The sequence below is a fragment of the Rhizobium sp. FG113 genome (assembly GCF_057809895.1).
Map to the genome: position 1 here is coordinate 1,009,612 of NZ_JBMDKV010000001.1, position 19,952 is coordinate 1,029,563.

General features: G+C 61.6%; 17 protein-coding genes and 1 pseudogene. 3 read left to right on the forward strand and 15 right to left on the reverse strand.

What is annotated here, in order from left to right:
- The first annotated feature begins 225 nt into the window (after window positions 1-225).
- From ACODTZ_RS04420 to ACODTZ_RS04430, 3 genes are all read left to right on the forward strand, one after another.
- Entirely contained in the window at window positions 226-1,479 is a 1,254-nt protein-coding gene (locus ACODTZ_RS04420; RefSeq protein ID WP_489024030.1) for a multidrug effflux MFS transporter, read from the forward strand.
- A 148-nt stretch (window positions 1,480-1,627) separates the two neighbouring features.
- Window positions 1,628-2,116, forward strand: a complete 489-nt coding sequence (locus ACODTZ_RS04425) for a GNAT family N-acetyltransferase (protein ID WP_489024032.1) — start codon at window positions 1,628-1,630, stop codon at window positions 2,114-2,116.
- Between the two features lie 45 nt (window positions 2,117-2,161).
- Window positions 2,162-3,376 (forward strand): MFS transporter, encoded by a 1,215-nt coding sequence (locus ACODTZ_RS04430; RefSeq protein ID WP_489024034.1) that lies wholly within the window; start codon window positions 2,162-2,164, stop codon window positions 3,374-3,376.
- A gap of 80 nt (window positions 3,377-3,456) precedes the next feature.
- On the opposite strand, the gene ACODTZ_RS04435 is transcribed toward ACODTZ_RS04430, so the two are convergent.
- From ACODTZ_RS04435 to ACODTZ_RS04505, 15 genes and pseudogenes are all read right to left on the reverse strand, one after another.
- Window positions 3,457-6,585 (reverse strand): multidrug efflux RND transporter permease subunit, encoded by a 3,129-nt coding sequence (locus ACODTZ_RS04435; RefSeq protein WP_489024036.1) that lies wholly within the window; start codon window positions 6,583-6,585, stop codon window positions 3,457-3,459.
- Between the two features lie 6 nt (window positions 6,586-6,591).
- Entirely contained in the window at window positions 6,592-7,785 is a 1,194-nt protein-coding gene (locus ACODTZ_RS04440) for an efflux RND transporter periplasmic adaptor subunit (protein WP_489024038.1), read from the reverse strand.
- Window positions 7,786-7,824: 39 nt separating this feature from the next.
- Window positions 7,825-8,382 carry a TetR/AcrR family transcriptional regulator gene (locus tag ACODTZ_RS04445; RefSeq protein ID WP_112982443.1) on the reverse strand — a complete coding sequence of 186 codons (558 nt, stop codon included), beginning with the start codon at window positions 8,380-8,382 and terminating at the stop codon, window positions 7,825-7,827.
- A gap of 365 nt (window positions 8,383-8,747) precedes the next feature.
- Window positions 8,748-10,049, reverse strand: a complete 1,302-nt coding sequence (locus tag ACODTZ_RS04450) for an LLM class flavin-dependent oxidoreductase (protein ID WP_489024040.1) — start codon at window positions 10,047-10,049, stop codon at window positions 8,748-8,750.
- A gap of 6 nt (window positions 10,050-10,055) precedes the next feature.
- Window positions 10,056-10,814 (reverse strand): ABC transporter permease, encoded by a 759-nt coding sequence (locus tag ACODTZ_RS04455; protein WP_047503477.1) that lies wholly within the window; start codon window positions 10,812-10,814, stop codon window positions 10,056-10,058.
- Window positions 10,811-11,599, reverse strand: a complete 789-nt coding sequence (locus ACODTZ_RS04460) for an ABC transporter permease (protein WP_112982441.1) — start codon at window positions 11,597-11,599, stop codon at window positions 10,811-10,813. Before ACODTZ_RS04460 ends, ACODTZ_RS04455 begins: the two co-directional genes overlap by 4 nt.
- Window positions 11,600-11,604: 5 nt before the next feature.
- Window positions 11,605-12,630 (reverse strand): ABC transporter substrate-binding protein, encoded by a 1,026-nt coding sequence (locus ACODTZ_RS04465; protein ID WP_489024042.1) that lies wholly within the window; start codon window positions 12,628-12,630, stop codon window positions 11,605-11,607.
- A 51-nt stretch (window positions 12,631-12,681) separates the two neighbouring features.
- Window positions 12,682-13,461: a class II aldolase/adducin family protein gene (locus ACODTZ_RS04470; protein ID WP_489024044.1), complete on the reverse strand. Its 780-nt coding sequence runs from the start codon at window positions 13,459-13,461 to the stop codon at window positions 12,682-12,684.
- A 22-nt stretch (window positions 13,462-13,483) separates the two neighbouring features.
- The gene (locus ACODTZ_RS04475; protein ID WP_209235169.1) at window positions 13,484-14,419 is read right to left on the reverse strand and encodes an ABC transporter ATP-binding protein; all 936 of its coding nucleotides are present in this window, start codon (window positions 14,417-14,419) and stop codon (window positions 13,484-13,486) included.
- A gap of 344 nt (window positions 14,420-14,763) precedes the next feature.
- On the reverse strand, window positions 14,764-15,702 hold the full coding sequence (locus ACODTZ_RS04480; protein ID WP_047503469.1) for a nucleoside hydrolase: 939 nt from the start codon (window positions 15,700-15,702) through the stop codon (window positions 14,764-14,766).
- Complete coding sequence (locus ACODTZ_RS04485; RefSeq protein WP_489024047.1) at window positions 15,702-16,631, reverse strand: cupin domain-containing protein; 930 nt, start codon at window positions 16,629-16,631, stop codon at window positions 15,702-15,704. The genes ACODTZ_RS04480 and ACODTZ_RS04485 overlap by 1 nt, the downstream gene beginning before the upstream one ends.
- Window positions 16,631-17,884, reverse strand: a complete 1,254-nt coding sequence (locus ACODTZ_RS04490) for a hydantoinase/carbamoylase family amidase (RefSeq protein WP_489024048.1) — start codon at window positions 17,882-17,884, stop codon at window positions 16,631-16,633. Before ACODTZ_RS04490 ends, ACODTZ_RS04485 begins: the two co-directional genes overlap by 1 nt.
- A gap of 5 nt (window positions 17,885-17,889) precedes the next feature.
- Window positions 17,890-18,768, reverse strand: a complete 879-nt coding sequence (locus ACODTZ_RS04495) for an alpha/beta fold hydrolase (RefSeq protein WP_112982436.1) — start codon at window positions 18,766-18,768, stop codon at window positions 17,890-17,892.
- Between the two features lie 43 nt (window positions 18,769-18,811).
- Window positions 18,812-19,792: pseudogene (locus ACODTZ_RS04500) on the reverse strand (pyridoxal phosphate-dependent aminotransferase); the annotation flags it as partial.
- Window positions 19,793-19,804: 12 nt separating this feature from the next.
- Complete coding sequence (locus tag ACODTZ_RS04505) at window positions 19,805-19,951, reverse strand: hypothetical protein (RefSeq protein ID WP_489024050.1); 147 nt, start codon at window positions 19,949-19,951, stop codon at window positions 19,805-19,807.
- Window position 19,952 lies beyond the last annotated feature (1 nt).

Sequence of the window (19,952 nt, forward strand, 5' to 3'; positions counted from 1 at the left end):
TGTCGATCCCGACATCGGAGTGGCGTCGTACGTCCGTGAGTTCGTCGCGATGAAGCAACGCGCTTAGAGCAGTGGCAGGCCGCGATCGCCGGCGCTTGCGTCGCCGGAATTACGGCCGCCGAACTCATGAATGCCGGACATAGGTTCATCCCAAACTAAGCGGCTAATCAGCAAGGATGACCAAGTATAAATTCGCGCCAAATCCAGCGAATTGCAAAGATCACAATGTCATCCGAAAACGATACGGTCTCCTTTGGTGGAGCAAATGAAGCAGACGCTCAGCCGGCCCATTCCAGCAGCTGGCATGTTCTCGGCATTCTCAGCGCGCTGATGGGCTTCGCCTCCATCTCGACGGACTTCTATCTGCCCGCCATGCCGGACATGGCTGTTTCGCTTGGCGCCAGCACAGGCAGCGTTGAGTTCACGATCTCCGGCTTCCTGATCGGCTTCAGTCTGGGCCAGCTGGTCTGGGGCGCCTTGAGCGACAAGTATGGACGACGCATGCCGGTTGCTGCCGGCCTTGTTCTGTTCATCATCGGCTCCGCGGGCTGCGCCATGGCGCAGAACGTCGAAGCGATCATCATCTGGCGCATCATTCAGGCGCTGGGCGCATGTGCGGGCGTTGTCTTGTCGCGCGCCATGGTTCGCGATCTTTACGCCGGTCCGCGCGCCGCCCAGATGTTGTCGACGCTGATTGCGGTCATGGCGATCGCGCCGCTTCTCGGCCCGATCATCGGTGGGCAAATTGCTGCCGTCGCCGGCTGGCGGGCGATCTTCTGGACGTTGGTGATCCTCGGCGCGGCCAGCCTGGCAGCACTCTTCACGCTTCCCGAAACGCTTCCGCCGGAAAAGCGCCGGCAGGACTCGCTTCTCGGCGCGTTCGGACGCTACGGTAAGCTGCTGGGGCAGAAGAAGATTCTCGGCTACGCGGGTGTTGGCGCGTTCTTCTATTCGGGAATGTATGCCTATATCGCCGGAACGCCCTTCGCCTTCATCACCTATCACCACGTCCCCGCCGAATATTACGGCCTGTTGTTTGGATCGGGTATCGTTGGCATCGTCGTCACCAATCTGGTCAACACGCGCCTGGTCCCCCGTTTCGGTATGGACGCGATCCTTGTGCGGGGGGCGGTGGTCGCCATGCTGGCTGGCCTTGTCCTGGGTGTCGCCTCGTATTTTGATGCCGGCGGCCTGTGGGGCTTGTTCATCCCGCTGCTGGTGTTCGTCTCGATGACCGGTTTCATCGTCGCCAACTCGATCGCCGGTGCGCTGTCTGATTTTCCCGAGCAGGCGGGATCCGTGTCGGCGCTCGTCGGCGCCATTCAGTATGGCAGCGGCATTGCCGGCTCCGGCCTCGTTGGCTTGTTTGCCGATGGGACGCCATGGCCGATGGGCTGGGTTATTGCCCTCATGAGCATTGGCTCCGTGCTGTGCGTGGGTCTGGTGGTACAGGGAAATTCGGAAAAAGGTAGGGGTTGATCCGCAGAGCGCCGGACTTGCCGGGACGCCACGATATCTGAAAGGATTGGCTGGCGGATCTCCTTCAACCAGATAAAACACGGTATACGAAGAACGGCTTCGCCGGTCAGCCACAAGGCTCCAGCACATCATGACGAAAACGCAATCAGTGCCATCTGAGGTCATCATACGCCCCGCATCGCCTTCGGATGTCGGGACGCTCGGAGATTTCGGTACTCGTCTCGTCGCCCTTCATCACGAACTCGACCCGCAGCGCTTTCTCGAGACGACGGACGGTACGCCGTCCGGGTATAGCCGGTTTCTGGAAAAGAAGATTGCCGATCCGAATGCGGTCCTGCTCGTCGCCGTGCAGGACGACGCGGTGCTGGGATATAGCTATGCCCAGATCGAGGGATACGATTACATGTCGTTACGCGGACCAGCAGGCGTCTTGCACGACCTCTTCGTCGACGAAAGCCGCCGACGCGAAGGCATCGGACGCAGATTGCTTGAGGCTGCGCTGTCGGAAATAAAAAAACACGGCTCCGCACGTGCCGTTCTTTCCACCGCTCATCGCAACAAGGCGGCGCAGCAATTGTTTGCGTCACTGGGTTTCCGACCGACGATGGTGGAGATGACTTGCGAACTCAATGATTGATCGCGCCCAGCGCGCGCGATCTCGCACCTCCCGGGAAATGGAATAATGACGAATAATACACGATCAACGCCCGGCATGTCGGGCGCAATGACATTGCTGTTTGCAATCGTCGGCGGGGCAGCGGTAGGCAACCTCTATTGGGCGCAGCCTCTGCTCGCGGCAATCGCGAAGTCCCTCGATGTCCCGATCGGATCCGCAGGCGCGCTCGTGACAATGACGCAGATTGGCTATGCGCTCGGCATCGTGTTGATCGTACCGCTTGGCGATGTGGTCGTCCGGCGCAGACTGATCCCGATCGTCATGTTTCTTTCATCTCTGGCACTGCTCGGCACCGCATTCGCGCCGTCCTACGCAACGCTGCTTGCCACCTTGACCGCGGTCGGCATTACAACGGTGGCTGGCCAGTTGCTCATACCGCTCGCCAGCGACCTGTCGAGCCCCGAGGAGCGCGGACGAACGGTCGGAACGATCGTCGGCGGCATCCTGATCGGCATCCTTTTGTCGCGCACCGTCAGCGGCGTCATTGCCGATCTTTTCGGATGGCGTGCCGTCTATCTCCTCGCCGCTGCCGTAACCGCATCCTTCTCCTTCTTGCTGACACGCGTGCTTCCGAGCGAAAAGGAACGGCCCCGCATCGCCTATGGACGGCTGCTTGCCTCGGTGCCGGCTGTGGTGCGAAAGCATCGATCCGTGCAGGTGACGCTGGTGATCGGGACCGTGGGTTTTTGCACGTTCACCATGTTCTGGACGGGCCTCACATTCCTGCTAAGCTCTGAGCCGTTCTCATACTCGCTCAGCCAGATCGGTCTCATGGGTGTCGTTGGGCTCGCCGGTTCGCTTGCCGCGAGACGGATAGGCTGGCTCCATGACAACGGCTATTCGGCAGCCGGTACGGGCGCCGCTCTGGTCCTCGCATTCGTCTCGCTGGGTATCGGCGCAATCGGGGCAAGCAACATTCTGCTGGTCGCGCTCGCCGTTCTGCTGTTCGATGTCGCTATCCAAAGCAACAACGTCCTCAATCAGACGCGCCTGTTTTCCGTTGAGCCCGAAGCCCGCAGCCGCCTCAACACAGCTTTCGTTTCGTGCAATTTCCTAGGCGGTGCCTTGGGTTCATTGCTGGCGGGGCTCTTGTGGGAGATGGCGGGATGGAAGGCCATCATGACCGGTGCGATGGGGTTGATCTGCCTGGCCTTCGCTCTCTGGCTCATCCAGCGCCATCATCTCTCGGTGTCCACGGGGCCCAAGAAAGAAGCCAGGTAATCAATCCGGGACGGCCGGATATTGTTGCGCTAGGCGTGTTTGACGGGGTGAGTTCTCTGCGGAACTCACCCCGTCGCTATTCAAGCGCGCCCCTCCTCCGAGGCGTCGTCTTCGACGGGTCGCTTCGTTCTCATCACCTTGAGCACGAAGACGAAGAACGCCGGCACGAAGAAGATCGCAAGGACGGTAGCTGAGATCATGCCGCCGAGCACGCCCGTTCCGATGGCGTTCTGGCTCGCCGCGCTCGGTCCCGTCGCAATCGCCAGCGGCACGACGCCGAGCGTGAAGGCGAGTGACGTCATGACGATCGGTCGGAAGCGCAATCTCGCCGCATCCACCGCCGATTCCAGCAATGACTTGCCCTCGGCATAGTAGTCCTTGGCGAACTCCACGATCAGGATCGCGTTCTTGGCCGAAAGCCCGATAATGGCGATCAGCCCGACCTTGAAGTAGAGGTCGTTGGGCATGTCGCGGAGTATGACCGCGAGTACCGAGCCGATCACCCCCAAGGGTACGACGAGGATGACCGAAATCGGAATCGACCAGCTCTCATAAAGACCTGCAAGCAGGAGGAAGACAAACAGGATGCTCAGCCCGAACAGGAAGGGCGCCTGGCTGCCCGAGGTGATTTCTTCCAGCGACTGGCCCGACCATTCGAAACCGAAGCCTTCGGGAAGCTCGGAGGCGATGCGCTCCATTTCGGCGATAGCCGCGCCTGTGGACTCTCCCGGTGCCGGAGCGCCGGAGATGCGCACGGTCGGATAGCCGTTATAGCCGACGATCTGCGGCGGGCCCTTCTGCCACTGCGCGATTGCGAAGGACGAAAGCGGAACCATCCCGCCCGTCGCATTGCGGACGTTGATTTTCAGCACATCCTCGATCTGCAGTCGGCTGCGGTCCTGAGCCTGGACGATGACACGCTGCATCCTGCCCCGGTTGGGATAGTCGTTGATGTAGGACGAGCCCAGATTGGCGGTTATCGCATTGTTGATATCCGCGAAGGTCACGCCGAAGGTGTTGGCCTTTTCGCGGTCGATGACGAACAGCACCTGGGCGGCGTCCGGAAGGCCTTCCATGCGCACGCCGGTGACCACCTTGCTCTGCCCGGCCTTCGCCATCAGCTCGGCCGTCGCGTTCGCGAGCGCGGCCTGGCCAAGTCCTGCACGGTCCTGGAGACGGAAGGAGAAGCCACCAGTGGTGCCAAAGCCCTCGATCGGGGGCGGTGAAAGAGCGAAGGACGTGGCATCCTTCAGCGCGAAGAGCTGCATGTTGGCCCGGTTGGCGATATCCTGCACCGAGTTGCCTTCACCTCGCTCCGACCAGTCCTTCAGCGTCACGAAGGCGAGACCGGCATTGGCGCCATTGCCCGAGAAGCTGAAGCCCTGGATCGCCACGATATTGGCGACCGCCGGCTCCGCCTTGAAGATCGTCTCGATCTTTCTGATCGACTCGATCGTGCGGTTTGCGCTGGCTTCCGGCGGCCCCTGGATGTCGACGATCAGGAAGCCCTGGTCTTCATCCGGCACGAAGGATGTCGGCAAGCTCACGAAGAGATAGCCGAGCCCAACGACGAGCGCGAGATAGACGATCATCATCCGGCCGGCGCGGCGCGCCATTCCAGTGACCGAGCTGGTGTAGCGGTTGGTCAGCTTCTCGAATTTGCGGTTGAACCAGCCGCCCGGGCCGCCCTTCTGATGATGGCCGCCCTTGATGGGCTTCAGGAAGGTGGCGCAGAGCGCCGGCGTCAGCGACAGGGCAAGGAAGGCCGAGAACAGGATCGACACGACCATCGTCAGCGAAAACTGCCGATAGATGATGCCCGTCGAGCCTGGGAAGAAGGCCATTGGAATGAACACGCATGAAAGCACGAGCGTGATGCCGAGGATCGCCCCGGTGATCTGGCCCATGGCCTTTTTCGTCGCCGCCTTCGGCGACAGGCCTTCCTCGGCCATGATGCGCTCGACATTTTCGACCACGACGATCGCGTCGTCGACGAGGATGCCGATCGCGAGCACCATCGCGAACATGGTCAGAACGTTGATCGAGAACCCGGTCGCGTACATGACGGCGCAGGTGCCGAGCAGTGCAACTGGTACCACCAGCGTTGGGATGACGGTGTAGCGGAAGTTCTGCAGGAACACGAACATCACGATGAACACCAGCACGATCGCTTCGAGCAGCGTGTGAATGACCTTTTCGATCGACGCGGAGACGAACGGGCTGGTGTCGTACGGAACGCTGTACTCAACGCCCTTCGGGAAGAAGCGGCTCAGCGTCTCCATCTTGGCCTTGATCGCGGCAGAGACCGCAACGGCATTGCCTGTCGAGGACAACTGGATACCGATGGCTGCCGAGGGCTGACCGTTGAGACGGCTGGTGAAGTTGTAGGACTCCGCGCCCTGCTCGATGCGCGCGACATCCTTCAGGCGAACGGTCGAGCCGTCCGAATTTGCGCGCAGGATGATCTCGCCGAATTGCTCCGGTGTGCTCAGCTGCCCCTGGACCAGGACGGTCGCGGTCAGATCTTGAGTGATGGGATTGGGACTGGCGCCGATCTGGCCTGCCGCAACCTGGGCGTTCTGCGCGGTGATCGCCGCGTTGATATCGTCCGTGTTGATGTTGAGGCCGACCATCTTGTCCGGATCGATCCATACGCGCAGAGCGCGCTGCGCGGCGAAAAGCTGAGCGCGGCCGACGCCATCGATGCGTCGGATTTCGCCAATGACGCTACGATTGATGTAGTCGCCAAGCTCCACTTCGTCGCGACTGCCGTCGGTCGATGTCATCGAGACGATCATCAGGAAGCCGGAACTTGCCTCTTCGACGGTGACGCCTTGCGTGCGCACGGTGGCCGGAAGACGGGCTTCCACGCGACGGATCGCGTTTTGAACGTCGACCGATGCCTGATCGATATCCGTCCCGGCGCGGAACGTCGCATTGATGCTGACCGAGCCGGAATTGTCCGAGGTCGATTCGAAATAGAGCAGGCCGGCGACACCGTTGAGCTCATCTTCGATCTGGCGTGTTACGCCCTGATAGATCTCCTGCGGCGATGCACCGGGATATGCGGTGGAGATCGTCAGCTGGGGCGGCGCGACCTTGGGGTACTGCGCAATCGGCAGGAATGGGATTGCGATGATGCCCGCGATGGAAATGAACAACGCGAAGACCCAGGCCAGAATCGGCCTGCGAATGAAAAGTTGTGCCATGATCGATTACTCCGATGTCTTCACCGGCTGCTGAGAAGAAGAGGCCGCCGCTTCGGCCGGCTTCCATGCTTCCGGCGCAACCTTGGCGCCAGGCTGCACCTTCTGCACACCGTCGACGATGATGCTTTCACCCTGCTTCAAGCCGCCCTCGACCAGCCATTCGGAACCCTGGGCCTGGCCAAGCGTGACCTTGCGAAGCTCAGCCACGTTATCGGCGCCAAGCACGTATACCTGGGCCTGACCGGCATCGTCACGGATGACCGCGCGCTGCGGGATCGTGAAGGCATTGTGTCGAACGGCCTGCTCTATCCGGACGCGCACATACATGCCCGGCAGAAGATCGCCGGCCTTGTTGGGGAACTCCGCCCTCAGCGTAACCTGCCCCGTGTTGGAATCGACATTGGCATTGGCGAAAAGCAGCTTGCCCGGCTCGGCATAGAGAGAGCCGTCGTCGAACACCAGCTCGACGCGGGCCTCGCCGGGGGCCGTGCTTGCAAGCGTGCCGGCGGACACCGCCCTTTTCAGGTTCAGCAATTCCTGCGCCGACTGGGTAAAATCGGCGTAGACGGGATCGACCTGCTGTATGAGGGCAAGGTTCGACGTCCCATCGGCTGTGACCAGGGCACCTTCGGTGACAAGCGCGGCGCCGATAACGCCTGATATCGGCGCGCGGACCTCGGTATATTCGAGATTGATCTTCGCCTCGTCCAGCCCGGCTTCGGCCGACGCGACATCCGCGGTCGCCTGCGCGAGGTTTACGGCCGCCGTGTCGTACTCGATGCCGGAGGCGATGTTGCGATCACGCAGGCTCTTCTGCCGCTCGAGTTGAAGCCGCGCATTGTCCTGGATCGACTGCGCACGTTGAAGCGCTGCCTCGGCGCTCGCCACGCGAACGCGGAACAGACGGGGGTCGATCCGGTAGAGGACGTCGTCCTTCTTGACGGTCGCGCCCTGCTCGAAAACACGCTCCTGCAGAATGCCGGACACGCGCGCCCTCACCTCGGAGATGCGCGTTGCCGCGATACGTCCGGGAAGTTCGTTGACGACGGGCACATCCTTGCCCGTCAACTCGATAACGGCAACTGCCGGCGGCGGCATCGCGCCTGCCTCTTGGGCCTGGGACGCACCAAGGGCGGTTACGAGAAAGCTGGTGGCGATCAGACACGCCTTCAGGCGCGCCATTCGGCTACTGCGTCGCATTTACATTCCTTTTTTGAGGTGCCCCGCGCGTCGAGCGGGTCATGTCATATCCGCATAGGAGAGATAGATTGAGCGTATGCCCTCGAGGATCTGCCGGCGCTCGTTCTCCGGCCAGGTGTGGAAGGCAAAAAGCTCGGTGCAGAAAAAACCGCTTAATGCGAGATAGGCCATCAGAGCTGCTTTTGGCTTGGCTCCCTCCGCCATCTTGCGAAGATCGAGATCACACCACTCGCGCATCGTTTCCTGAAGCTTATCGCCGCTTGCCATCGACGCGCTGAGAGCCATCGCAACGGCGCGATCGGTTTCATCAACCGTGATCTCGGCAGACGAGATGCGACCGAAAAGCTCGGGGTGAGGCGTGTCTTGAGACGCTCGCACGCAATCATTGATATGCGCCAAGTCAGCCTCGAATTTCCGATGAACCAGAGCCTCAAGCAAGCCACTCTTGGATTTGTGATCGTAGACCACCCTGGCCTTGCTAACGCCGGCCTCCTGCGCGACGGCATCGATCGACAGCCCCGTCGCGCCGAGCCGTACAACCACGCGCTCCGCTGCGTCCAGGATGTCATCCTCGCTGATTTTTCTTGTCCGGCCCATGCAGTGCTCCAATTCGGGCGTTTATTTACGAACGATCGGATTTAAATGCAACAACAAAAAACCGCCAGCTTGAACGCTCACGCCTTCAAGCAGATATGGCGGCTTCCCTTTCGGGAACGCAATTGGTCGATGGAAACAGCTTAGCAGCTAAGGCAGATTGTGTCGCCATGGCCGAAATGTCGGCGTGGCCGATGTCTGAAGCGGCGAATACGGGGAAGCACAAACACGACGTTGTGGAGCAGGACTAGGCTGGCGACTACTGCCTCTCTGATCACCGCCACACCCACAGGAAAGGTGCGCGGTGGCGCTCGCACGCAGCCCACTGCGTGCTGATGTCTTCACCGTTTTCCGGCAGGCTCAGAGCTTCAGGATGGGTCGCGCACCGGACGTTCGAAGCCCATGCGGTCGCGCAGCGTGTTGCCCTCGTACTCGGTGCGATAAAGGCCGCGCTGCTGCAGGATCGGGACGACCAGGTCGACGAAGTCGGTCAGCCCATCCGGAAAGTGCGACGGCATGATGTTGAAGCCGTCGGCGGCGCCGGTCGTAAACCAGGCCTCAAGCGTGTCGGCAATATATTCGGGCGTGCCGCACAGCACCCAGTGACCGCGCGCGGCGGCCATGAGGTTGTAGACATCCCGCAGCCGCATGTTCTCGCGCCGCGCCTTGTCGAGCATGACCTTGGCGAAGGCGTGATAGTTGTCGGAGGGCTTCAAATCTTCGGGGATGGGACCGTCGAGATCGTAGACGCTCATGTCGATGCCGAAGCGATCGGACAGCAGCGACAAGGCATTGGTTTCGCTGATGAAGCCCTGCAGCGCCCCGAGCTTGTCGTGCGCTTCGCGCTCCGTGCGGCCGACGATCGGCATCACGCCCGGCAGGATCACCATGCTGTCTTCGGCGCGGCCGTAATTCGGCAAGCGGTCCTTGACGGAGCGGTAGAAGGCCCGCGCCTCCCCCAGGTCCTGCGTGACCGAGAAGACGACATCCGCCGACTTCGCGGCCAGTTCCTGGCCGGGACCGGAGCCGCCGGCCTGCAGGATGATCGGCTGCCCCTGCGGCGAGCGGCCGATGTTCAGAGGGCCCTTGACCTTGAAATGCGCGCCCTCGTGATCAAGAGAGCGAACCTTGGCCGGATCGATGTAGAGACCCGTCTCGCGGTCGGCGACGATTGCGTCATCAGCCCAACAATCCCAGAGACCGCGAACAACGGTCAGAAATTCCTCTGCGATCTCGTAGCGCTTGGCGTGATCAGGATGAATGGTCCCGAAATTCGCCGCCGCCGTCGGGTTAGCGGTCGTCACCGCGTTCCAGGCCGCGCGACCGCCGCTCAGATGATCAAGCGACGCGAAGACGCGGGCGACCGTGAAGGGATCGCTGTAGGTCGTCGACACGGTGGCGCCGAGCCCGATATGCTTTGTCGCGCCGGCGATAGCCGACAGCAGCGTCAGCGGCTCGAGCCGCGCTGTGTAGGATGGGTGCGCTGCCGGATCGGCGTGCAGGTTATCGCCCATGAAGATGAGATCGAAAAGACCACGCTCCGCTTCCTGCGCAATCGTGCGGATCTGATCGATATTCTGGAAGCTATCGATCGCGCCCGGCATACGCCAGCCGGCAACATGGCTGCCGGTGCCGAGAAGGAAGAGGCCGAAGTGAATCTTGCGTGTCATGCCTGCTTATCTCCAGAAGACGTAGCGTCGCTCGACGAAGCTGATCAGGCCGAAGAAGACGAGGCTGATCGTCGAGGCAACGATGATGGCCGCCCAGACCTTGACGAAATCGATCTGCAGCACGGCCTGATAGATGACCCAGCCGAGCCCGCCATAGGCGCCAAGCATCTCGGTGACGATGGCTACCAGCACGCTTCGCACCGTGGAGACACGCATGCCGGCGATGATCAGCGGCAATGCGGTCGGCAGACGCAGCCGCCAGACGATGGCGAGCTGTCCGGCCCCGAAGGAACGGATGAGATCGACCGTCTTGCGATCGATCCGATCTAGGCCGGCGATCGTGCTCAGGAAGATCGTGAACGAAACGGCGATCGCGACCATCACCACCTTGGAGGCCATGCCCATGCCGAACCAGAGCAGGACAAGCGGCGAATAGGCCACGACGGGGACTGAGTTGATCGCGGTCGCGAGCGGCAGAACCACCCCACGAGCAGCCGGGATGATGGTAACGAGGACCGCCAGCGACATGCCAATGCCGCAGCCAATCACGTAGCCCGCCAGGGCTTCGCCTGCTGTGAAGGCGGTGGCATCGAGAAGGTTACCCGCGTCGGAGACAATTCCGGCCAGAATGCTGCTGACCGAGGGCAGCACATAGGCTGGCAGGTTGAGACCACGTGCGGCGAGCTCCCAGACCACCGCAAGCAGAAGCGCGCCGGCGATGCCACGCCCGATCTGGCGCAGGTTTTCATTCGGTTGGCTGTTCATTTCTCGCTACCCCAGAAGACGAAATGGCGCTCTGCAAAGGAGACGATGCCGTAAAGCCCCATCCCGAGACAGGCTGAGACGACGATTGTGGCCCATATGCCGACGACGTTTTCGTTGTACATCGCCTGCAGCAGCAACACCCCAAGCCCAGTGGTGTCACCGAACCACTCGCCAACGATGGCGCCGACGAGAGCCAGCGAAGAGGCAAGCTTCAGCGCGACGAAGATTTGCGGGAGGGCGGCCGGCAGATAGATCCGCCGCAGGATTTGTCCATCCTTGGCGCCGAAGCTGCGCACCAGCTGGACCTGTTTCGGATCGACCGATGAAAAGCCGAGGATCGCATTGACCGTAACCGGCAAAAAGCTGACGTAGAAAGAGATTACCGCCTTGGCGAACAGCGTGTTTCCGAACCAGAGCACGACGACCGCGCCGAAGGCGATGACCGGAATGGTCTGCGACACGATGAAGAGCGGAAAGAACAGCTCGCGGAGCACAGACCAGCGGTGAAAGACCACCGCAATCGCCACACCGAACAAGCTGCCGGCAACGAAGCCGAGCGCCGTCTCGAGGAAGGTCCGCCACAGGCCGGCGATGTAGGCGCCTGGTGTCGCCATGATGTTGGCTGCAATGGCGCTCGGACGCGGCAGATAATAGGGGCGGATGCCAAAGGCCATGACGATGACTTCAATCGCCAACAACCCGACAGCCAGCCACAGGATTGGTTTTACTGCGGCGTAGATCCTGCCCGTCGAAATGACGGGCAGGCTTGTCGCAGAAGCATTCATTCCACTCACAGGCGTCGTTCCTCGGCCGGGATCTTTTCGATGAAGGAGGCGTTGAAGGCCTTGTCGAGATCAACGGGCTTGGAGATCACTCCATACGTGGCCAGAAGCTCGTTGGCGGAACCGACCGCGGCCTTGTCGATAGTAAAGATACCGTCGGTGGAGGCCTTGCCTGCCGTCATCAGCGTCTTGATCTCGGACAGCATGAATTCCTGCTGCGCGCGGTCGAGTGTAGGTGCGATCTTCATGATGATGTCGATTGCTTCCTTCTCGTTGGCGAAGGCTTCCTTCCAACCCTTGACGCTGGCGCGCAGGAACTTTTCGACGAGTTCCGGCTTCTCTTGCGCGGTCTGCTCGGAGACGATCAGCGTATCGCGCGGGAAGGAAACGCCGCTATCCTCGGGCACGAAGATGTTGAGGTTTTCCTTACCGACGCGCTGGTTGATGACGTAGAGCTCGTTGTAGCGGGTCGCGGTCACGACATCGACCTGCTTGTCGACGAAGGGGGTGACGGAGACCTGTTGCGGCTGGATATCGGCCTGCTTCGGATCGATGCCGGCTTTCGACAGCATGGCGGCAAGCACATGGTTGGCGCCGGTGAACCAGGTGGTGATCTTCTTGCCCTTGAAGTCGGCAACACTCTGGACCGCCCCGTCCTTGTGCGAGACAAAGACGAACGGCGTCTGCTGATGGGCCACACCGATGCAGACGACCGGCAGGCCCTTGTCGCGCGCGGCGAACACGCTGTCGGAACCGCCGGAAAGACCGAACGTATCGGCGCCGGTCGCGACGAGGTTTTCGGTCAGAAGGTTTGGCCCACCTGGGTTGATGGTGAGGTTGATGCCTTCGTCCTTGTAGTAGCCCTTTTCAAGCGCCACGTAGAAGCCCGCGAACTGAGCCTGGGTGAGCCACTTCAGGCGCAGGCTGGCATCGACCATCTCCTGCGCACCGGCTGAATTGGCGGACATGCCGAGCGCGGGAAGCGTCATGGCGGCGGCAGCGAAAGCTGCAATCACGTTACGTCTGTTAAGCATGAAACCCTCTTTTGATGTTCGTGACTTGGCGTTTTCCTCCCAATGATGCGCTTACTTGCGGAAGTCGGAGCCTTCCCTGTCCAGCTGGCGCAGGAAGGCCGGCCACTCCCGTTCGCCAGCAATAAGAATGTCGCCCTTGCTCTCCCAGAACTGGCGTGCCGCCTTCTCGCATACATCGTGCGGCGGGATGACCAGCTCGGCGCCGGACGCGGTCGCGGCCTGGAGATCGAGCTGGATGCGGGCGGCGCGTTCGAAGTAGTAGAGCAGCATGAAGGCTTCGCCCGGCGTGCGGCCAATGGTGAGGATGCCGTGGTTGCGCATCAGCATCACCTTGTTATCGCCGAGATGGCTGATGAGGCGCTCCTGCTCGGCCAAGTCGATGGCGACGCCTTCATAGGCGTGGAAAGCCTGACGCTTGTAGAAGCGCATTGCGAACTGGCTGAGCGGCAGCAGGCCGTCCTTCTGCGACGATACCGCGACGCTGGCATCGGAGTGCGTGTGCAATACGCAGACAGCATCATGGCTCGACTTGTGAAGTGCACCATGAATGACGAAGGCCGCCTTGTTGACCGTGTAGGGCGTATCGTCGAGCTTGTTGCCCTCGATATCGATCTTTACGAGGCTCGACGCGGTGATTTCCTCGAACAGGAAACCGTAGGGGTTGAGAAGGAACTGGTCTTCGTGACCGGGCACGCGCATCGAGATGTGATTGTAGATCAGATCGTCCATGCCGAGGCGGGCAACCATGCGGTAGCAGGCGGCGAGATCAACGCGCGCCGTCCATTCGTCTTCGGCGATATGGGCCGGGCGACCCGAGTAATGGTCAGTCATAATCTGTTTCCTCATGCTTCAATCAGTGTCCAGCAACCTGGAAGGACTTCATGCTCTCTTCCTCGATTGCCTCGAGAAGGGTCTTTTTCAGCGCTATGAATTCGGGCGATGTGACGATGTCAGCCTTGCGCGGGCGCGGCAGGTCGACAACCTGCTCAAGCTTCACCTTGCCCGGGCGCGCGGTCATGACCAGCACGCGGTCGCCGAGGAAGATCGCTTCGTCGACGTCATGGGTAATGAACAGCACGGTGCGCTTATGCTTTTGCCAGACATCCAGCAGCCAGCGCTGCATCATCGTGCGGGTGAGCGCATCCAATGCCCCGAATGGCTCGTCGAGCAGCATCAGATCGCGTTTGAACAGGAAGGTACGCATCAGCGCCACGCGCTGGCGCATGCCGCCCGAAAGCTGGTTGGGGTACTGGTTCTCGAAGCCGGCGAGACCGAACTCGGGAAGCATTTCCATAGCGAGCTTTCGCGCCTCGGCGCGCGACATGCCCTCGATCTCAAGAGCGAGAATGGCGTTGTCGATCACGTTACGCCAAGGCAGCAGCAGATCGCGCTGCGGCATGAACGACACCTTGCCGAGCAGATCGGATGCCGTGGAGCTGACGCCCTTGAGACGCAGGATATTGCCCGGATCGGGCTCTTCCAGGCCAGCGAGGATATTGAAAAGCGTGCTCTTGCCGCAACCCGACGGGCCAACCACGGTGACCAGTTCACCGGGGCGAATGGACACTTCGAGATCGCTCAGCGCCTTCGTCGCACCAAAGGTCTTCGACACATTCCGAAGCTCGATAAGCGGCTTGCCGTCGTCGGCGGCCTCGGGAGCTTCAAGCAAGGCTGGAGCTGTGGCCACAGGCTGCGCCTTTCGCGGCTTCAGCAACTCGATCAACCCCATGGCGCCGGAGGCCGAACCACGCGGGAAGAGCTCGTTAGGCGTTATCGCCCGATCAGTCATTCGCAAAACTCCTGTCACGTATGCAATTCTTCGTCTGCAGGATACAAGCAAGCGGCGTGCCAGATGCTAATTGCCGTGGTTTTTTATTCATAAAACGATTTTTGAGGCAGAAAACCCAATCGTCATCCTCGCCAGAGGCATAGAAATCACCATAAGTATTCATAATGATGCTATTTGGATACAAATATTCAATATACGTGTTCGCAATGTGCTATTTGTTGTGCATTCGATGAGTGATTTTTAGCCATCCGCCTTTTTGATCGCTTCCGGTTGCCGGACACAAAAAAGCCGGGAGCGAACCTCGTTCCCGGCTTCTCAAAATTGCCAACTCAGCGGTCGCAGCTTCAGGACAGCGCCCGCTTCATCATATCGAAGAAGCCGCCGTTCGATGCCTTTTCGACGACCCTCGCGTTGACCTTGAACTCCGGCCAGCGATTGCCGAGGACCGGAGGATGAACGGCCGAAAATCCCCTGGTGATTTCACCCGCGGTCTCGATCCTGACAACTGCGTCTCGCGCACTCTCGATCAGGTCTGGATTGAGCGCCATGGCGCAGGTCAAGGAGTCGGGATGAGTGCTGATCGGTCGGCCATAGCGTGCTTCCGCCGTCTGGCGGGGCGTGGCCGAAACCTTGCGGTAGAACTCCGAAAGCGGCGTGTTCATCGCGAAGATCTCGTCGAGTTGATCGGCTTCGAACAGGCTGGAACGCATGGTGAGCGTCCAGGTCGAGAGCGTGATGTTGAAGCCCGCCTCGAAGACGATCTTCGCGGCTTCCGGATCGATGAAGAAGTTGTACTCCGCGCAGGGCGTGATGTTGCCGACCGAATTGTCGGTGCCGCCCATGATCCAGAGATGGCGAACCGCCTTGGCGATGCGCGGCTCCTTCATCACGGCCAGCGCGATGTTGGTCAGCGGCGCCTGGGCGAGGATGTCGATCTCGCCGGGCTCGGCCATCACCTTCTCGATGATCGCATCGACGGCATGCATCGTCTCGGGCCGCTGGCGGGCGATCGGCAGGTTGGCGCCGCTCATCCCGTCATTGCCGTGCATGGTGGAGGCTTCCCACGGCTTGACCATCGGCCGCCGCGCCCCGCAGTAAACCGGCACCTTGCCGGAGAAACCGGCGGCCTCGATGGTCGCCAGCGCGTTTTCCACCTGTTGGTCGAAGGGCACGTTACCGACGCAGACGGTCACCGCCTCCAGCGTCGATCCCGGCGTCTTCATGGCCAGCAGCAGGGAATAGGTATCGTCCCCTGCGGTATCGGTATCGATGATCAGCCGCATCAGTAGAACTCGAATCCCATGGTGCGGGCATGATAGTAGAGCCCGCCGTCCTGGACGATCAGAAATTCGGCACGCGTGTTCCCGTCATTGTGGTGGCTGTGCTTGGCGGCGGCAGGCGTCACCAGCGTTGCCCAGGGCGACCAGTCGCATTTCTGCTCGGCAACCATGGAATAGGCGGGGTCGCCTGCGACGACCAGCGTGATGGCGGCCGAATTGTGCTTGTGCGGCGGCTGCGCGCTCTTTGGCTTCAGCGTGTTCAGCGAGAGCGTCATGGTCGGCGTGATGTTGCGGGCGGCTTCGGTCTTTTCGGCCGAGAAGATCAGCGCGTGACCGGATGTCGAGGCATTTGCGTTCGAGCTGTAGACCACATCGAGCTGATGGGTGATTTCATCGGCCGGATAGTGCACGAACTGGACGGCCGCTTCCTCGCCGGTCACCGGAGCGGAGGTGTCGAACTTCAGCTGCGGATCGTTGCCGACAGCCCAGAAGACGCAATCGTCCTTGGCGGTGATCGCCGACGCGATGCCACCCGGCAGAAGAAAGACGTCGCCCTTGCCGAGCGTCGCCGTCTCGTCGCCGACGACGAGGCTGGACCTGCCCTTGATGACGTACCAGATAGACGCCGTGTTCACGAGCGTCGTATCCAGCGTCTCGCCTGCCTTGACGACCGCATAGCGCGCCAGCATCAGCGGCGTCGTCGCTGCAAAGGCGCACTCCATCTTGTCCGACTGGTCGCAATCGATGAAGCCGGTCTTCTCCATCCTCATCGCCTCAGCCGGCTCGTCCATGAAGATGTGCCCCGGCACCGCCGGAAGCTTTATGTTGAATGCATTGCCGGAATTGAAATAGCGGCTGCGCGCCTCGGCCGCGTTGGCGGGCTCGCGCGGCAGTTGGACCGGCATTTCGGCCATGTCGTTGGCTGTGCTCATCATGCATCTCCTTGGTTGAACGAAACACCGGCTTCCTCCAGAAGCAGGTTGAGAAGAACGGTCGCCCCGGCGGCGACATGATCCGGCTCGGACCATTCGTCCGGGTGGTGGCTGATGCCGCCCCGGCAGGGAATGAAGATCATGGCGGACCGCGTCAGCGGCGCCATCTGCCTGGCATCGTGTCCGGCGGCGGAAAGAACGTCCAGGCGCGACAATCCGTGCCGGTCCGCCGACACCCGGATCGCCTGCTTCAGCCCCTCGTCGAACCCGTTTGAGGGCGCGTCGACGAGGCGGCGGATTTCGACCTGGCAGGCGCCGGCTTCGGCGCGTGCGATCTCCTCAAGGCGGGCGCCGCACGCTTCCAGCACGGTGTTTTCGGGATGGCGCAGATCGATGCGGAATGTAACCTTGGATGGGACCACCGACGGCGCATTGGGCTCGACGACGACGCGGCCGATGGTGAATTTGATCAGATCCTCGCCGGCCATCGCGTCATGCATCCGCGTCGCCATGCGCGCGAACGCCTGCACCGCATCCTGCCTGCGGCTCATCGGCTCGGTGCCCGCATGTGCCTCGCGGCCGGTGATCGTGATGTCGTAGGTCTTCTTCCCCTGGATGCCGGAGACGACGCCGATAACGGCGCCTTCCGTCTCAAGAACATCGGCCTGCTCGATATGCGGCTCGATGTAGGCGTGAATGGGGAAGCCAAGCGCGCGATGCGGCAGTTCGGGGAATGCCGCATGCAGCGCGCCAAGCGCCTCGCCGACGCTGATGCCATCGGCGTCGCGCACTGCCATCACCTCTTCGTGGGTGCGCAGGCCTGCGAACAGTTCGGAGCCCATCATACCAGGAGCGAAGCGGCTTCCCTCTTCGTTCATCCAGCCGACGACCGTGATCGACCGCTCGGGCGTCAGCCCAGCCTCTGATATCGCGGTCACGGCCTCCAGGGCCGCCAGCACGCCAAAAGCCCCATCAAAAAGACCGCCTGTCGGCTGGCTGTCGATGTGACTGCCGGCGACGACAGGCGCCAGGTGGGGAAGCACGCCTTTAAGCGTCAGAAAAAGATTGCCCGCCGGATCGGTCGAAGCTTCGAGGCCCGCCGCCGCACCCCAGGCGATGATCCGCCGCCAGGCCAGGATTTCCTCGCCTGACAGTGCCTGGCGATTGACGCCGCCGCCGGGCAGCGCGCCATCCTCGCCGAGTGCCATAAGGCGGGTCCAGAGCCGGTCGGGAGAGATTGCGGGCCGCGCCATGTCTTTTACTCCGTCCGCATGACCTGACCGGGATCAGCGCGGGGATCGCGCACCTTCCAGGCACCCTGCTCCACCTGGGCGATGAAATCGGACACCACGGAATTGAACAGCGCCGGCTCTTCCAGGTTCAGCGTATGGCCCGCCTTCGGAAGAACGGAGAGACCACAGGCCGGCAGCATTTTCTTCAGGTAGATCGAAGGCTGCAGGCAATGATCGTCCTCGTCGCCAGTCATGACCAGCGTCGGTACCATCATCGTCTTAAGCTGCTCTTCAAGATCCCAGAAGGACGGGCGCCGGCACTGAACACCGCGCATGGTGTTGGAGGCGCCGACGGCCGAGTGATGCGACAGGCGTTCGGCGAAGGCCGCCCAGCCGCGCGGGTCCTTGTTCTGGAACTGCACCCGGCTGGCGCCGAGCGAATAGATCTTCGAGAATTCGGCCGGATCCCTCTCGAAATTGTCGGCGACCTTCAGCGAGGTATTGCGGAAATAGTCGGCCGTTTCCCGCTCCGTACCGTAACCGGCGCCGGCAATCGTCAGCGACAGGGCGCGCTCCGGCGTGCGCAGGCCGAAATGCAGGGCGGCGAATCCGCCCATCGACAGGCCGACGATATGTGCCTTCTCGATGCCGAGCGCATCGAGCACGGCAATTGCGTCATCGGCGGCGTTGGCCTGCGAATACATCTCGATATCAGCCGGGATATCGGATGGCGCGTAGCCGCGCGCGGCATAAGTGATGCAACGGTGACGACGGGCAAAGAAGCTCATCTGCGGTTCCCAGGCATCGTAGTTGCCGCCGAACTCGTGGATGAACAGGATAGGCGTTCCGCCCTCTCCTGCCGTCTCGTAGTAAAGCTTCGTTCCATCCTTGGCGGTCGCGTACATATGAAAGCCTCTTTGCCTTTTATCGTCGATGGATATGCCGGCCCTAGAAAAGGGCCGGTACGTCGTTGAGCGTGCGCGCGGTCTCGATATAGCGCGGCAGGCCTTCGCAGAAACGCTCCGCCCAGGCTGATGGCACCGAGGTCGAGACCTTGATGAAGCGATCACCGAAGGCGGCCGTGTGGTAACGACCCTGGCGGATCATCACGCCCTCGCGGCGGGCGGCCTCGACGATGGCCTCTGGCGATACGCCGGTGGAGGCGGTCTCGAGAACCAGGAAGTTGCCGTGCGAGACCGGGATCGGAACCGAGAGGCCGGTCGCCTTCGCTGCTTCGATGATCATCGCCTTGTTGGCGCTGTCGATGCGGCGCACGTCCTTCATCCATTCCGGCTTGACCGAAAGGCCGGCCATCGCCGCACGCTGTGCCACGACCGATGCACCAAGCACCGAGGTGGAGGCCGCCGAGAACTCGTCGACCAACTTCGGTTCGGCGACAAGCGCGCCGATGCGCATGCCGGCAAGACCGAGCCACTTGGAGAACGACAGAGAAACGACCGTGCCCTCCGGCGCGACCTGCAGCACCGGCGTATGGCCGTCGGCGAAATCGCGGTAGGTGCAATCGTGGATCAGCAGCGCGCCGACCGAGCGAGCGATCTCGGCGAAAGCCTCGATTTCTTCGCGGTCATAGCGAATGCCGAGCGGATTGTTCGGATCGACGATGTAGATGATCGCGCAGCGCTCATCGACGTTGGCGCGCAGAGCCTCCGGCGTCAGCTTGTAGTTGACCGAGGCGTCGTAGATCGGGATCTGGATCACTTGCGCGCCGGCCTGCTCGGCGAACATGCACGGCCACTTCCATGTCGGGTCGGTGGTGACAAACGTGGTGCCAGGCTTCGACCGCGCTTTGCAGATCATCGCGAGCGCATTGACGCCGCCTTCCGTAATGAGCGCCTCGGCTGAGGTTCCGGCGACGCCGAGATCGGCAACGATTGCGCTGCGCAGCGCTTCGAAACCCATCGGCGGGGCGTAGGCGTTGAATTAGCCGGCCTCGACCGAGCGGATCATGGCTTCCGCGACCGCTGGATGGGCGGGCACATGGTTGGTGTTCTGACCCATCCACGCCAGATCAGACGTGGAGAACAGGTCGTCGAAATAACGGTTGCGGGTGCGTGCATCAGCGGCCATG

Excerpts from the sequence above, each read along its gene's own strand:
- ACODTZ_RS04420 (WP_489024030.1), top strand. The coding sequence starts at position 226 with ATGTCATCCGAAAACGATACGGTCTCCTTTGGTGGAGCAAATGAAGCA.
- ACODTZ_RS04430 (WP_489024034.1), top strand. The coding sequence starts at position 2,162 with ATGACGAATAATACACGATCAACGCCCGGCATGTCGGGCGCAATGACA.
- ACODTZ_RS04435 (WP_489024036.1), bottom strand. The coding sequence starts at position 6,585 with ATGGCACAACTTTTCATTCGCAGGCCGATTCTGGCCTGGGTCTTCGCG.
- ACODTZ_RS04440 (WP_489024038.1), bottom strand. The coding sequence starts at position 7,785 with ATGCGACGCAGTAGCCGAATGGCGCGCCTGAAGGCGTGTCTGATCGCC.
- ACODTZ_RS04445 (WP_112982443.1), bottom strand. The coding sequence starts at position 8,382 with ATGGGCCGGACAAGAAAAATCAGCGAGGATGACATCCTGGACGCAGCG.
- ACODTZ_RS04450 (WP_489024040.1), bottom strand. The coding sequence starts at position 10,049 with ATGACACGCAAGATTCACTTCGGCCTCTTCCTTCTCGGCACCGGCAGC.
- ACODTZ_RS04455 (WP_047503477.1), bottom strand. The coding sequence starts at position 10,814 with ATGAACAGCCAACCGAATGAAAACCTGCGCCAGATCGGGCGTGGCATC.
- ACODTZ_RS04460 (WP_112982441.1), bottom strand. The coding sequence starts at position 11,599 with ATGAATGCTTCTGCGACAAGCCTGCCCGTCATTTCGACGGGCAGGATC.
- ACODTZ_RS04465 (WP_489024042.1), bottom strand. The coding sequence starts at position 12,630 with ATGCTTAACAGACGTAACGTGATTGCAGCTTTCGCTGCCGCCGCCATG.
- ACODTZ_RS04470 (WP_489024044.1), bottom strand. The coding sequence starts at position 13,461 with ATGACTGACCATTACTCGGGTCGCCCGGCCCATATCGCCGAAGACGAA.
- ACODTZ_RS04475 (WP_209235169.1), bottom strand. The coding sequence starts at position 14,419 with ATGACTGATCGGGCGATAACGCCTAACGAGCTCTTCCCGCGTGGTTCG.
- ACODTZ_RS04480 (WP_047503469.1), bottom strand. The coding sequence starts at position 15,702 with ATGCGGCTGATCATCGATACCGATACCGCAGGGGACGATACCTATTCC.
- ACODTZ_RS04485 (WP_489024047.1), bottom strand. The coding sequence starts at position 16,631 with ATGAGCACAGCCAACGACATGGCCGAAATGCCGGTCCAACTGCCGCGC.
- ACODTZ_RS04490 (WP_489024048.1), bottom strand. The coding sequence starts at position 17,884 with ATGGCGCGGCCCGCAATCTCTCCCGACCGGCTCTGGACCCGCCTTATG.
- ACODTZ_RS04495 (WP_112982436.1), bottom strand. The coding sequence starts at position 18,768 with ATGTACGCGACCGCCAAGGATGGAACGAAGCTTTACTACGAGACGGCA.
- ACODTZ_RS04505 (WP_489024050.1), bottom strand. The coding sequence starts at position 19,951 with ATGGCCGCTGATGCACGCACCCGCAACCGTTATTTCGACGACCTGTTC.